The sequence below is a fragment of the Mesorhizobium sp. DxT genome, assembly GCF_058448885.1.
In genome coordinates, this window is sequence record NZ_JBZFLJ010000005.1 from 177005 (window position 1) to 190790 (window position 13786).

General features: G+C 63.0%; 17 protein-coding genes. 12 read left to right on the plus strand and 5 right to left on the minus strand.

All coding sequences use genetic code 11. The features are described 5' to 3' along the window. Positions 1–19 precede the first annotated feature (19 nt). A complete protein-coding gene (locus tag ACVJNE_RS11650; RefSeq protein WP_499565723.1) occupies positions 20–916 on the minus strand; it encodes an alpha/beta fold hydrolase in 897 nt (298 codons plus the stop codon). Between the two features lie 47 nt (positions 917–963). On the opposite strand from ACVJNE_RS11650, the gene ACVJNE_RS11655 reads away from it, so the two are divergent. Beyond that, a complete protein-coding gene (locus ACVJNE_RS11655) occupies positions 964–1419 on the plus strand; it encodes a MarR family winged helix-turn-helix transcriptional regulator (protein ID WP_173191240.1) in 456 nt (151 codons plus the stop codon). A 9-nt stretch (positions 1420–1428) separates the two neighbouring features. Here ACVJNE_RS11655 and ACVJNE_RS11660 read toward each other — a convergent pair whose 3' ends face one another. Beyond that, a complete protein-coding gene (locus ACVJNE_RS11660; protein WP_499565725.1) occupies positions 1429–2040 on the minus strand; it encodes a pyridoxamine 5'-phosphate oxidase family protein in 612 nt (203 codons plus the stop codon). Between the two features lies 1 nt (position 2041). Then, the gene (locus tag ACVJNE_RS11665; protein ID WP_499565727.1) at positions 2042–2395 is read right to left on the minus strand and encodes a gamma-butyrobetaine hydroxylase family protein; all 354 of its coding nucleotides are present in this window, start codon (positions 2393–2395) and stop codon (positions 2042–2044) included. A 177-nt stretch (positions 2396–2572) separates the two neighbouring features. Here ACVJNE_RS11665 and moaA point away from each other — a divergent pair, with 177 nt between their 5' ends. From moaA to ACVJNE_RS11715, 10 genes are all read left to right on the plus strand, one after another. Further along, a complete protein-coding gene (gene moaA / locus ACVJNE_RS11670; protein ID WP_499565729.1) occupies positions 2573–3583 on the plus strand; it encodes a GTP 3',8-cyclase MoaA in 1011 nt (336 codons plus the stop codon). A 107-nt stretch (positions 3584–3690) separates the two neighbouring features. Then, the gene (locus tag ACVJNE_RS11675; RefSeq protein WP_499565731.1) at positions 3691–4611 is read left to right on the plus strand and encodes a DMT family transporter; all 921 of its coding nucleotides are present in this window, start codon (positions 3691–3693) and stop codon (positions 4609–4611) included. Positions 4612–4621: 10 nt separating this feature from the next. Next, positions 4622–5827, plus strand: coding sequence for a multidrug effflux MFS transporter (locus ACVJNE_RS11680; protein WP_499565733.1), 1206 nt, complete (start codon positions 4622–4624; stop codon positions 5825–5827). Positions 5828–5843: 16 nt separating this feature from the next. After that, positions 5844–6347 (plus strand): molybdopterin-guanine dinucleotide biosynthesis protein B, encoded by a 504-nt coding sequence (mobB, locus tag ACVJNE_RS11685; protein WP_499565735.1) that lies wholly within the window; start codon positions 5844–5846, stop codon positions 6345–6347. A gap of 149 nt (positions 6348–6496) precedes the next feature. After that, positions 6497–7276 (plus strand): ABC transporter substrate-binding protein, encoded by a 780-nt coding sequence (locus tag ACVJNE_RS11690; protein WP_499565737.1) that lies wholly within the window; start codon positions 6497–6499, stop codon positions 7274–7276. A gap of 96 nt (positions 7277–7372) precedes the next feature. Then, positions 7373–8086: an ABC transporter permease gene (locus tag ACVJNE_RS11695; RefSeq protein ID WP_499565739.1), complete on the plus strand. Its 714-nt coding sequence runs from the start codon at positions 7373–7375 to the stop codon at positions 8084–8086. Then, entirely contained in the window at positions 8083–8916 is an 834-nt protein-coding gene (locus ACVJNE_RS11700) for an ABC transporter permease (RefSeq protein WP_499565741.1), read from the plus strand. Before ACVJNE_RS11695 ends, ACVJNE_RS11700 begins: the two co-directional genes overlap by 4 nt. A 40-nt stretch (positions 8917–8956) precedes the next feature. Further along, the gene (locus ACVJNE_RS11705) at positions 8957–9826 is read left to right on the plus strand and encodes an NAD(P)-dependent oxidoreductase (protein WP_499565743.1); all 870 of its coding nucleotides are present in this window, start codon (positions 8957–8959) and stop codon (positions 9824–9826) included. Between the two features lie 9 nt (positions 9827–9835). Beyond that, positions 9836–10567, plus strand: coding sequence for a DNA alkylation repair protein (locus ACVJNE_RS11710; protein WP_499565745.1), 732 nt, complete (start codon positions 9836–9838; stop codon positions 10565–10567). Between the two features lie 108 nt (positions 10568–10675). Further along, positions 10676–10909 (plus strand): DUF6074 family protein, encoded by a 234-nt coding sequence (locus ACVJNE_RS11715; protein WP_499565957.1) that lies wholly within the window; start codon positions 10676–10678, stop codon positions 10907–10909. A gap of 52 nt (positions 10910–10961) precedes the next feature. Here the strand turns inward: ACVJNE_RS11715 and ACVJNE_RS11720 are convergent, their stop codons facing one another. Next, the gene (locus ACVJNE_RS11720; RefSeq protein ID WP_499565747.1) at positions 10962–11924 is read right to left on the minus strand and encodes a polysaccharide deacetylase family protein; all 963 of its coding nucleotides are present in this window, start codon (positions 11922–11924) and stop codon (positions 10962–10964) included. Positions 11925–11986: 62 nt separating this feature from the next. Here ACVJNE_RS11720 and ACVJNE_RS11725 point away from each other — a divergent pair, with 62 nt between their 5' ends. Next, positions 11987–12874 (plus strand): LysR family transcriptional regulator, encoded by an 888-nt coding sequence (locus ACVJNE_RS11725; RefSeq protein WP_499565749.1) that lies wholly within the window; start codon positions 11987–11989, stop codon positions 12872–12874. Positions 12875–12899: 25 nt separating this feature from the next. On the opposite strand, the gene ACVJNE_RS11730 is transcribed toward ACVJNE_RS11725, so the two are convergent. After that, on the minus strand, positions 12900–13601 hold the full coding sequence (locus ACVJNE_RS11730; protein ID WP_499565751.1) for a gamma-glutamyl-gamma-aminobutyrate hydrolase family protein: 702 nt from the start codon (positions 13599–13601) through the stop codon (positions 12900–12902). Positions 13602–13786 lie beyond the last annotated feature (185 nt).

A 13786-nucleotide genomic window follows, 5' to 3' on the forward strand; every position in this document is an offset into this window, starting at 1 on the left:
AGCCGGCCGGCCAAGGACTTCAGGCGGCCGGTTCCTCGCCGAAAAGCGCGAAACCGGCAATCGCCGCCGACACCTCGTCGTCGGCGAGGATACGCCGATGCCCCCTGCCCGGCGCGCGCATCAGCCGCGCGCCCGCGGCCTCGAAACGACGCGCTTCCTCGAACGGCACTTCCTTGTCGTCCGGTGCATGGATTGCCAGCGTCGGCGTATCCATCACGCGAAGCTGGTCCGCGCCGACGAAATCCTCCAGCGGCCGGCCGGCGACGCGCTCCACTTCGCGCGACAGCGCGACCTGGGTGCGCGTGCCGAGCCCGAGAAAGCGCCGGAAATCCTCGAAGATGGCCGGCATCGAACTCGGCGCGGAGACGAGGACCAGCCGCTTCGTGCTCACCGGCGCGATCCCGCGGATCGATCCGGCCACCGCGTTGACCGCAACTGCTCCGCCGAACGAATGCCCGACGATCGCGGCAAACGGGCCGAACCAGTCGGCGGCGGCGCGCACGGCTGCAACGGCTATCGCCAGATTGAGCCGCCGTCCCGGCGATGCGCCGTGCCCCGGCAGGTCGATCGCGATCACCCGGAACCCCTCGCCACGCAGGGTCGTGATGATGGTGCGCATGTGCTCGGTCCGCGAGCGCCAGCCATGGATGACGAGCACCACCGGCGCGCCATGCCCCACGTCGCTGCGGAAATCGTGGGCGACGACACAGCCTTCCGGCGTTGCGAGCCAGTGGTGCCGGGCCTCTGCCATGAAGGGCGCGGCATCGCCCAGAACGGCGGCCTCGCGCGGCGAAACATTCTGTGGATGCGGCGTACGGCAGAAAAGCTCGAAGGCGGCGCGTCCGGTCAGGCGCGGCGCGATTTGTTCAGCGAGCGCGAATGCGCTACGGAAAAGCAGGAAACCGACGGTTGCCATGGATGTGACTCGCTAGATAGTTCAAGCATGAACAGAATAGTTCAATCATGAACAATAAACAAGCCCTCCCTTGGGACAACCCGCGATTCCGCAACTGGATCGCGATGGTGCGCGCCGAAAAGGCAGTCGTGCGTGAGCTTACGCACGCGCTGGCCCCCTTCGACCTCAAGCTTGGCCAGCTCGATGTGTTGATGAACATCTACCGCCATCCGGGCATGTCCCAGCACGACGTGGCGCGAAAGCTGCTCATCGGCCGGTCGAACATCACCATGCTTCTGCCGCAGCTCGAAAAGCAGGGGCTGATCCGGCGCGAAGGTGACAAGAAGGACAAGCGCGTCATGCGCCTGTTCCTGACGGAGGACGGCGAGGCGCGGCTTATGGAAGCGCTGAAGGTGTACACCGCGCTCATCGACCGCGTCATGGCGCAATCGACGCCGGCCCAGTGCGACGCGATGGGCGAGCAGATGCGACGCATCGAGGAAATGCTCAGCGGCGACGACTAGAGACCCACGTCACCACATCGTTTTCCGGGCGCGCTCCGGCCACTCTGCGTCGTAGGCCTCGCCGTCGATGCGGGCCTGGCTGGTAGCCGCGAGGATTTTGCCCGGCGTCGGAAGGCTTTGCGGATCGACATGCCGGTCCGGATTCCACAATTCCGAACGCACGATCGCCCGCGCGCACTGAAAATAGACCGCCTGGATGGCCACGACGATCACCGAACGCGGCGCCTGCCCGTCGACGGCGAAAGACGTGCAGAGGTCCGGGTCGATGGATAGCGTCGCAGTGCCGTTCACCCGAAGGGTCGTACCCGAACCCGGCACGAGAAACAGCAGGCCGACCCGGCCGTTGCGAACGATGTTCTTCAGCGAATCGACCCGGTTGTTGCCGCGCCTGTCGGGCATGAGCAGCGTGCGCTCGTCTGCCACCCGCACGAAACCGCGCAGGTCGCCGCGCGGCGAACAATCCAGCCCCTCCTGCCCGCTCGTCGCCAGCGCCACGAAAGGCGACGCCTCGACGAAGGCGACATATTCCGGGATCAACCGGTCCAGTTCCTTGACCAGCGACGTCTCGCCCGGCTTGCCGTAGATCGCCTCGAGTTGCTCGACGCTGGTGATTTCGGTCATGTCAGCGCTCCCTCGAAAGCCCCTTGGCGGCCAGTTCGTCCAGATAGGACTGCCAGCGTGATTCCTTTTCATGACCGAGCGTGTGGAAATAGTCCCAGGTGAAGATGCCGGTGTCGTGCATGTCGTCGAAGGTGATGCGCACGGCATAATTGCCGACCGGTTCGACCTTGAGGATCGCAACGTCCTTCTTGCCGGGCACGGTCACCCGCTGATCGGGCGAATGACCCTGAACCTCCGCCGAGGGCGACAGCACTCGCAGCAGCTCGGCCGGAAAGGCGAAAGGCGCATGGCCTGGAAAGGTCACTGTCAGGAGGCGCCTGTCCTTGGATACGCGCAATTCTGTGGGGGCGGTCATTCGCATCGTTCCGGGTTGGTTTCGGCGGCGACACTAGCTCCGCCGATCGTTGCTGGCCATATGCATTGCGGCCCTGGCCCTTGAATTTCCTTGACGATTGCCCGACATTCACAGGTAGAAACGCAAGCGCAACCAACGCGACAGGCGCGAAATTCGCGCCAGAGGAAACGCAGGCCCATGAGCTTTGCCGGCAGCAGCATGATCGATCCGTTCGGACGCTCGATTTCCTATCTGCGCGTCTCGGTCACGGATCGTTGCGACTTCCGCTGCACCTATTGCATGGCGGAGGACATGGCCTTCCTGCCGAAGAAAGACCTGCTCAGCCTCGAGGAACTCGACCGGCTCTGCACCGTCTTTATCGAGAAGGGCGTGAAGAAGCTGCGGTTGACCGGCGGCGAGCCGCTGGTGCGCAAGAACATCATGCACCTCGTGCGCCAGCTCTCGCGGCACCTTGAGAGCGGCGCGCTGGAAGAGCTGACGCTGACCACCAACGGCTCGCAGTTGGCGCGCTTCGCGCAGGAACTCGCCGATTGCGGCGTGAAGCGCATCAACGTGTCCCTCGATACGCTCGACCCCGACAAGTTCCGCACCATTACCCGCTGGGGCGATCTCTCCAAGGTCATGGCGGGCATTGAGGCGGCCGAAGAGGCCGGCCTAAAGATCAAGATCAACGCCGTTGCGCTGAAAGGCTTCAACGATACGGAACTGCCCGAGATGTTGCGCTGGGCGCATGGCCGCGGCATGGATCTGACCGTCATCGAGACGATGCCGATGGGCGAGATCGACGCCGACCGTACCGACCAGTACCTGCCGCTCTCGCAGTTGCGTGCCGATCTGGAGCGCCGGTTCACGCTGACCGACATTCCCTACAAGACAGGCGGTCCGGCCCGTTACGTCGAGATCGCGGAGACGGGCGGACGGATGGGCTTCATCACGCCGCTCACGCATAATTTCTGCGAAAGCTGCAACCGTGTCCGGCTCACCTGCACCGGCATGCTCTATATGTGCCTCGGCCAGAACGACGATGCCGACCTGCGTGCGCCGCTGCGTGCATCCGAAGGTAACGAGCTGCTTTCCAACGCCATCGACGAGGCGATCGGGCGAAAGCCGAAAGGCCACGACTTCGTCATCGACCGGCGCACCAGCAGGCCCGCCGTTGCCCGCCACATGAGCGTCACGGGCGGTTAGCGGCTCAACTCCGGCCCTTATGGCCTCATCATTCGACGATGCTGTCCGTTGCCTTGGCCCGCCCCGGGCCATAGGTCTGTGCCAATACAGAATCGCCGGACCCGCCCTTGTCACTCTCCCCAAACCTGCGCGCCTCGCTTTTTATCGTTATTTCGATGGCGGGCTTCACCATCAACGACGCGATCACCAAGACGCTGGTCGGCAGCATGAACCAGGGCCAGGTGATGCTGGTGCGCGGCCTGTTCGCGACGCTGATGATCGGCGCGCTCGCCTGGAGCCAGGGCGCTTTGCGCAACCCGCGCCAGGCGGCCCATCCTATGGTAGCGTTGCGCGTGACCGGAGAACTCGTCGCGACCGTCCTCTTCCTGATTGCGCTGACCAGAATGCCGCTCGCCAACATTTCCGCCGTGCTGCAGGCGCTGCCGCTGGCGGTTACCATGGGCGCGGCGCTTTTCTTTGGCGAGACGGTTGGCTGGCGGCGCTGGCTGGCGATCGCCGCCGGCTTCACGGGCGTGATGATCATCGTCCGACCCGGGCTGGAAGGCTTCAACGCCTATTCTCTGGTGGCCCTCGTCTGCGTCCTGTTCTGCGCGGTCCGAGACCTTGCAACCAAGCAGATACCTGATGAATTTCCGTCCCTGCTGGTTTCGACGCTTACCTCCGCGGCGATCACCATCGTCGGCGCCTTTCTGATCCCGATCTTCGGGGGATGGACGCCGATGACCACCGGCGAGGTTGGCCTGCTGGCGGCGGCGGCCGTTCTGGTTCTGGTCGGCTACCAGTTCATCATCATGGCGATGCGCCTTGGCGATATCTCCTTCGTTGCGCCGTTCCGCTATACGGCGCTGATCTGGGCGATCCTGCTCGGCTATCTGATCTTCGGCGACATACCCGACGGCATCATGATCCTCGGCGCGTCGATCGTCGTCGGCTCCGGCCTCTACACGCTCTATCGCGAGCGCAGGGTGGGCCGAGAGAAGCCCGCCGCGGAAAGCACCGGGCCCAACATGGCCCCCGACGGGCTTTAAGGTTACAAGCATGACAGGCCCGCTTTTGAACAGAAACACGCCGCCGCATATCCTGACGCTGGTCATCGCCACCGCGACCGGGGCGCTTGCGATGAACGTGTTCCTGCCGTCGCTGCCCGGCATAGCGCGCCATTTCAATGCGGACTACGCGCTCGTACAGCTTGCAGTGTCGCTCTATCTTGCTGCCACAGCCGTGCTCCAGCTCTTCATCGGCCCTGCCTCCGACCGGTTCGGGCGGCGTCCGGTGATGCTCAGCTGTTTCGCGATATTCCTTGTCGGTTCAGTCGCCACGATCTGCGCGCCCACCATCGAGCTGCTGCTTGCTGCGCGGCTGCTTCAGGCGTTCTCCGCCGCCGGCATGGTGCTGTCGCGGGCGATCGTGCGAGACACCGTCAGCACCGACGAGGCAGCCAGCAAGATCGGCTACATCACCATGGGCATGTCGGTGGTGCCCATGGTCGGCCCGGCGATAGGTGGAATTCTCGATGAGATGTACGGCTGGCAGGCGTCTTTCCTGCTGACGCTCGGCTTTGGCGTGCTGGCCTTCGCGGTCGTCTTCTTCGACCTGGGCGAGACGAACCACAGCAGATCGACCAGCATGATGGCCCAGGTGAAGGGCTATCCGGAATTGATGCGTGCACGCCGTTTCTGGGGATACACGCTCACGGCCGCCTTCACTTCGGGCACCTTCTTCGCCTTCCTCGGCGGCGGCCCTTATGTCTCGACCGAGATGCTCGGACTGAGGCCATCCCAATACGGGTACTACTTCGCCCTCATTTCGGTCGGCTACATGGCCGGCAACTTTCTATCCGGCAGGTTTTCCCGCCGCATCGGTATCAACACGATGATGCTCATGGGCTGCACTGCGGCCGTGATCGGGTTGATCGGTGCGCTGAGCTTGTTTGGGGCCGGCTATTATCACGCGCTGTCGCTGTTCGGTCCCACCGTGCTCGTCGGGCTGGGCAACGGTATGACGCTTCCCAACGCCAATGCCGGCATCGTCAGCGTGCGGCCGCATCTGGCTGGCAGCGCTTCGGGTCTCGGCGGCTCGATGCAGATTGGAGGGGGCGCGGTGCTGGCGATGGTGGCGGGCGCACTGCTTGGGCCGCAAACCGGCCCATGGCCACTGCTCTTCGTCATGCTCGGCTCATCCGTGGCGGCGGTGCTCGCCGCGCTCTATGTCATGCATGTCGCGCGCAAGGCGGGCGAAATCTGACGCGGAGGGTGGCAGCTTGGCGCAACGGGTGATCGGCATTGCCGGCTGGAAGAATTCGGGCAAGACGACGCTGACCGAGCGCCTCGTAGCCGAGCTTTCGGCGCGCGGCTGGTCCGTCTCGACCGTCAAGCGGGCGCATCACGAGGCTGACATCGACCGCGAGGGAACCGACAGTTTCCGCCACCGCAGCGCCGGCGCTTCCGAGGTGATGCTGGTGACGCCGTTGCGCTGGGCGCTGATGCATGAACTGCGCGAGGAGCCCGAACCTGACCTCGAAGCCGTCCTTGCAAGGCTTTCCCCCTGCGACCTCGTGATCGTCGAAGGCTACAAAGGCAGTCCGCACCCGAAGATCGAGACGCGGCGCACCGAAGCCAGAGACAAGACACCCTTGCCCGCATCCAGCAACGTGATTGCCATCGCGGTCGATTACGCCATCGCCGATGCCGCCGTTCCCGTCTTCGATCTCGACGCGGTTACGCCCATCGCCGATTTCGTCGAGGCGGTCACCGGCCTTAGGTGATCACGAAGCTACCGCTGCGGAAGCATTTCACGATTGCAATCCTGCTGAAAACAATGGGAATATCGCCTTCAAAGTGCGCGACAAGCCGCACTTGAGACGAGCGCCGTGATCGAAAGAACGCGGCGTATCCATAAGCAGAGAGGAACATTATGCGTATTTCTTCACGAGTTTCGCTGGCCCTGTCGGCCGCGGCCCTTGCCCTCACCATCGGCGCAGCGCAGGCGCAGGAGAAGCTCCGGATCGGCACCGAAGGCGCCTATCCGCCCTTCAACAACCTCACCGCGGACGGCCAGCTCGTCGGCTTCGACATCGATATCGCCAACGCCCTTTGCGAAGAGATGAAGGTCGAGTGCGAATTCGTCACCCAGGACTGGGACGGCATCATTCCCGCGCTGCAGGCCAACCGTTTCGACGCCATCATCGCTTCCATGTCGATCACCGACGAGCGGAAGAAGCAGGTCGACTTCACCAACAAATACTACAACACGCCGCCGGCCATCGTGGCGCCCAAGGACACCGACATCGCCGGCGTCTCGGCCGAGGATCTCGCCGGCAAGACGATCGGCGTCCAGGGTTCGACCACGCACTCCAACTATTCGGAAGCGACCTATACCGACAGCGACGTGAAGCTCTATCCGACCGCCGACGAATACAAGCTCGACCTCATCAACGGGCGCATCGACGCAGCCAATGACGACGTCACCGTGCTTGAGGAATGGCTGGCGACCGAGGAAGGCGCCTGCTGCAAGATCGTCGGCACGATCACGCCGGTTGAAGAAATCCACGGCCCCGGCGCGGGCATTGCCATCCGTCAGGGCGAGGACGAGCTGCGCGAGCGCTTCAACGCGGCGATTGACGCCATCCGCGCCAACGGAAAGTACAAGGAAATCAACGACAAGTACTTCTCCTTCGACGCATATGGCAGCTAAGCGCCAAGCTTGCTGACCTGATAGGCCGAAGGCGGCGGGCGACAGTCCGCCGCCTTCGCGCAAAGCGCCAAACGCAAGCTCGAAGAACGCGGCCGCATGGAGACAACGCTCAAACTGCTCGGTTTCGGAGCGGAAGGCTGGGGCGACGAGATCGCCTCCGGGGTACTCGTCACCGTGTCGCTGGCGCTGGCAACGCTGCCGCTCGGACTTGCGGTCGGCTTCCTGATTGCGCTGGCGAAGCAGTCGCAGGAGCGATCGCTGCGTCTTGCCGCCAACATCTACACCACGATCTTCCGAGGGCTGCCGGAGCTGCTGACGCTGTTCCTCGTCTTCTACGGCGTCCAGCTTGGCGTGCAGCGTCTCGTCGCGCTGTTCAACCCCGGTGCCACCATCGAGATCAACGCGTTCGTCGCCGGCATGGTGGCGCTCGGCGTCGTCTTTTCCTCCTATGCCAGCGAAGTTTTCCTGTCCGCCTTCCGCGCCATTCCGCGCGGCCAGTATGAAGGCGGCTACGCGATCGGGCTCTCCACCTGGCAGACGATGCGGCTGGTCGTGCTGCCGCAGCTCGTGCGCATCGCCCTGCCCGGCCTGTCGAACCTGTGGCTGATCCTGCTCAAGGATACAGCGCTCGTATCCGTGATCGGCCTGTCGGACATCATCCGCCAGTCCGGCATCGCCGCGCGCGTCACCAAGGAGGCGTTCCTGTTCTTTGGCGTCGCCTGCCTTCTGTATCTGGTCCTTGCAATCATCTCCTCCATCGCCTTTGGCATAATCGAGCGCTGGGCGGGCCGCACGGAGCCGGCGCGATGAGCAACACCGCAAGCCGGATCATCGAAACGATGGAGCGCCCGCCGGCACCCGCGCGGCAATGGACCGGGCAGCGCATCGCCGGACACGTTTTCATGGGCTTCTGGGTGCTCGCCGCGCTCGGACTCGCGACCTTCCTTGCAGGCGCGTGGGATAGCGAACTCTTCGCCCGCTACGCACCCAACTACGTTTCCGGCCTGATTGTCACCACGCAGCTCGTGCTGATCTCGATCCTGCTCGGCGCGCTGCTTTCGGCGCCGATCGCCTATGCGCGCACCTCGCGCAACAAGTTCCTGGCATGGCCTGCCTACGCCTATGTCTATTTCTTCCGCGGCACGCCGCTGCTGGCGCAGACCTTCCTCATCTATTACGGGCTCGGCTCGTTCCGGCCGCAGCTCGAGGCGCTCGGTTTGTGGACCTTCTTCCGCGAGGCCTGGTATTGCGCCGTTCTCGCCTTCACGCTCAACACCGCCGCCTATCAGGCCGAAATCCTGCGCGGAGCGGTGCAGAGCGTGCCGCGCGGGCAATGGGAAGGCGCGGCGTCGCTTGGCCTGCACAGGTTCCAGACGCTGCAGAAGATCATCCTGCCGCAGGCGCTTATCGTGGCGCTCAGGCCCTACGGCAACGAGATCATCCTGATGATCAAGGGCTCGGCCATCGTCGCGATCATCACCGTCTACGACCTGATGGGCGAGACGCGACGCGCCTATTCGCGTACCTTCGATTTCCAGACCTATATCTGGGCAGCCGTCATCTACCTTGCGATCGTGGAGACGCTGCGTAACATTATCGACTGGATCGAGCGCCGCATCACCAGACATCTCAAGCGCTGACGCGGCTTTTCAGCACCACACTGCACGAAAGGGAGCCGGCATGGCCAAGGTAGCATTTCTGGGATTGGGCGTGATGGGTTATCCGATGGCCGCGCATCTGAAGAACAAGGGCGGTCATGACGTCACCGTCTACAACCGGACCAAGGCCAAGGCCGAGAAGTGGGTGGACGAGCACGGCGGCGAAATGGCGCTGACGCCGGCAACCGCCGCAGCCGACAAGGATTTCGTCTTCGCCTGCGTCGGCAATGACGACGACTTGCGTTCTGTCACACTGGGTTCCGACGGCGCTTTCGGCGCGATGAAAAAAGGCGCGATCTTCATCGACAACACGACGGCTTCGGCGGAAGTTGCCCGCGAGCTCGACGAGGCCGCCAAGGAGCGCGGTCTCGGCTTCATAGATGCACCCGTTTCCGGCGGCCAGGCGGGCGCGGAAAACGGCGTGCTGACGGTGATGTGCGGCGGCGACGAAGCGACTTTCGACGAGGCGAAGCCTGTGATCAATGCCTATGCACGCATGGTCGGGCTGATGGGCCCGGCCGGCGCCGGCCAGCTCACCAAGATGATAAACCAGATCTGCATTGCCGGCCTCGTACAGGGGCTGTCTGAGGGCATCCACTTTGGCAAAAGGGCCGGGCTCGACATCGAGAAGGTCATCGACGTCATCTCCAAGGGCGCGGCAGGATCCTGGCAGATGGAAAACCGCCACAAGACGATGAATGCCGGCAAGTACGATTTCGGCTTCGCGGTCGACTGGATGCGCAAGGATCTCGGCATCTGCCTCGCCGAAGCCGACCGCAACGGCGCGAAGCTGCCCGTCACCGCACTGGTCGACCAGTTCTACAAGGACGTCCAGCAGATGGGCGGCAAGCGCTGGGACACGTCCTCGCTGCTGGCGCGGCTGGAGAAGTAGGCTCCGGCCATGAATGCCCTGTCGCGCGGTTCCACGGCCGATGACGTCCTTGTCCATCTGAAATCGCTCGGCTCGGAAGAAAACCGGCAGGGCATGCTGCGCTACGGCATCCGCATCGAGCGCGCGCTGGGCATTTCGCACGGTGAGCAACGGCGCATCGCCAAGGCGATCGGTCGCGACCACGAACGCGCCTTCGCGCTCTGGGATTCCGGTATCACGGAAGCGCAGTTCATCGCCTCGTTGACTGCCGACCCCAAGCGCTTCACAGCGAATGACGCGCGGCAATGGGCGGCGGAATTCGATTCATGGGACATCGTCGACGGGGTCTCCGACCTCTTCGTCGACACCGACCACTGGCTGACCCTCATCGACGACTTCGCCGAGGACGAGCGCGAGTTCGTCCGCCGCACCGCCTTCGCGATGATGGCTTGGTCGGTGGTTCATCGGAAGAAGGAGCCGGCGGAAACCTTCCTGCGCTTTCTCGCGACCATCCGCCGGCACGCAGACGACGAGCGCAATTTCGTCAGGAAAGCCGTGAGCTGGGCCTTGCGCTCGATCGGCAAGCGATCCGCGCAGCTCAATGCCGCCGCCCTGGATCTCGCGCGCGAATTCGCGGCGTCTGAAGACAAGACCCGTCGCTGGATCGGCAAGGATGCCGTGCGCGACCTCACCTCGGAAAAGACCAGGCAGCGTCTCGAACGCATCGCCAACAAGGTCTCGCCCAAGCCGCGCAAAGCCTGAGCGGCCAGAAATCGCGCTGCCACCCCAGCCAAAAGTCTCCTGTTAACCATTTGCCCGCTAGCCTGACGGCGAAACTCAGGAGGGGATACGGGCGTGGGCAATGCTGAGGTGCGGGCTTTCCCGCTACATCGTCAACGGAAACTGGTGAGCGGCATCGCTCGCGTGCTTGGCTCCAAGCAGGGAGACGAGGCCACGCTGTTCTGGCGTGAGACTGCGAAGAGCCTTCTGCAGCGGCTCATCGCGAACGGCGTGCGACAGGCAGCCGCCGAGGACGAGGTACGCGCCCTGCTCCACGTCGTGCTCTCGGAGCTCGAGACGGACGCGGCCACGGCAAGGGGCTGACGACGGCGCTGGGCCGCCGTCAGGAGCGCTTGGAACCGCCACACTGATCCAGTCAGTTCTGCGTCGTCGAAAGGCCTTGCATGGTACGATAGTGTTCGGCGATTTCGTCGCTGGTCGTCAGCCATACGCCTTCGTGCGATGCGATATATTCAAGCGCCTTGTCGAGGTACTTAGCCCGAAACGCCTGGCCCGTCACGAATGGGTGCAATGCCAGCGCCATTACGCGCCCCGAGGCAGCGCCATCGGCGTAAAGCTGATCGAACTGATCGACGACTGTCCGAAAAAATTCATCGCCCGTAAGCCCGCTGGACCCGAACAACATCAGGTCGTTCAGTTCAACGGAATACGGCACCGATATCATCCCTGGAACATTCAGCTCGAAGGGCTGGTCGTCGGCCGTCCAGTCGAGGACGTAGGAAAGACCAAGCCTGCTCAGAATCTTTGGGGTTTCGAAGGTCTCCGTCAGCCCCGGCCCCATCCAGCCATGCGGACGTTGGCCTGTCGACTTTTCGATCGTCGCCAGCACGTTTTCGAGGAAACGAAGTTCTTCGTCCGGCGCCATGTCGGTGTGAAGCACTGAGTTCGTCTTTCCGTGTGCGAGCCAGGCCCAGTTGCGCTGCCTGCCGGCCTCGACGATCTGCGGATAATGGACTGCTGCATCGGAGTTAAGCAGGACCGAGGGGCGGACGCCATGTCTGTCAAAGCTCTCGATCATTCGCCAGATGCCGACGCGGGGGCCATAGTCGCGCCAGCCATGATTGAGTGGGTCCGGCTGCAGCTGGGCCGTGCCTTCCCAGATGCTCGTTGACGGCTTGCCCAACTCGAAATGCTCGACATTGAGCCCGATATAGAAGGCCACCCGCGCACCATTTGGCCAAGATACATGGGGTCGATCGACGATCGGGGAGTAATTGTAGAGTGAGTTATCCATAGCGAGATCCTTGTCTTTCATCCCTAGTTGGCAGGCGTATCGCGCCATACAGGGACGCAGGCCGAAGGTGGCGGCTTGTCTCATTTCAGACAATCTGGCTATAGTTCCGATCATTTCGGAATATATTTCTGCTATTGGATTGCAAGATGGATCACTTGGGCGCGATCAGTGCGTTTGTAGATGCTGCCGATGCCAGGAGCTTCACTGTCGCAGGCCGTCAGCTTGGTCTGTCCGCCTCCGCTGTCGGCAAGGCCATCACCCGCCTTGAAGAGCAGCTTGGGGTCCGCCTCTTCCATCGTTCCACGCGGAGCATCACCCTCACCGAAGAAGGTGCGATGTTCCTCGAACGCTGCCGGCGCATCCTTTGTGAAATCGAGGTTGCGGAACTGGAACTGGCGCAGACCCAAAAGACACCGCGCGGAAGCCTTCGCATAAGCCTGCCGATTGTGAATGCGCTTACGGTGCCGACGCTCACCGCCTTCATGCGCGCATATCCGGATGTCCACCTTGACCTCGATTTCAGCGACCGGATTGTCGACATTGTCGATGAGGGGTTTGACGCCGTTATCCGGGCCGGCGAAATTTCGGATTCGCGACTGATGAGCCGTACCTTGGGAGAATTCCGGCTCAAACTTGTCGCCGCGCCGGTTTATCTGTCTCGTTCTGGTCTTCCCCAAGTGCCGGAGGATCTAGCCAGTCACGACTGCCTGCTTCATCGGTTTGCGACCAGCCGTAAATTCGAGCGCTGGCCGCTTCACCGCAATGGCGCGGAACTCGACATCGACTTGGCCCCGACCGCCATCGCGAACACGATCGAGCCACTGCTCCTCATGGCTGAAGGAGGCCATGGCATTGCCTGTCTGCCGGACATCCTTGTCAGCGAACAGGTGCGCGCCGGCAAGCTGGTGACGATCCTCGATGACTACGTCGCACATGTCGGCCTGATGCGGATCATCTGGCCGTCAAGTCGTTATCTGTCACCCAAGCTCCGGTGCTTTATCGATTTCATGGCCGAGAATTTCCTGCCGCGCTGACCGTCTCAATACTCGGACAACACCGCTACGATCGATCCCGCGCTGCGTCCACAAACGCATCGAATATACGCAGGCCCGGATGATCTTCGCCGGCCAGCTTTTCGGGATGCCATTGTACGCCCATTGCGAAGGTCTGTGAGGGCACCTCGATGCCTTCGATCACGCCGTCCGGTCCGCGGGCGGTGACGACCACATCCGCGGACGCCTCGACGATCGCCTCGCGGTGGAAGGTGTTCGCGCTGAACGTCTCCTTCGCGAAAACCTCTGCCATCCTTGTGCCGGGCTGAATGAGCACCTCGTGACGCAGGTCCTTCTGGTCATGGTTCAGCGCATCCGGCCATGAGGCATGCACGTCCGAAACCATTCGGCAGCCGTTCAGGCATGCCAGCATCTGCATGCCGTTACAGATGCCCAGCACCGGTTTGTCGCGCGCCAGAAAGCCTTCCATCAGCGCCATCTCGACGGACAGCCGATCTGAGGCCGGGTATTGCGACCGGTCGCCGTCGACGTACCAGGGTTCGGGAAATTCGATGCGCCCGCCGACGCTGAGAAACCCGTCGAACTGCTCGACCGTCTGGTCGACGATCTCAGGCAGGTAGGGAATGCCGAAAGGCGCGCCGCCAGCGCGGCCCACAGCGGAGAAATAGGCTTTCGACGTCTCGTAGGCGGTGCCGCCAGCACTAGTGTTTTCGTCCATGATCACGGCGATCATCGGCTTGCGTTTCATGTGCTCGTACCTGCCTGGCGCGTGGTTTCTTCGAAAGACTCTCGCCAGACGATAGTCGACAAATCAGCCGAACATGCAACGTGGTTCGGGCAGCCCACACTGCGCAAATCCGTCGGGCCAGCGCCGCATGGCGCGCCCTTTCCCACGACCGTTCGTTCACGTCGGGGCCGAATTGCGCTTATCGG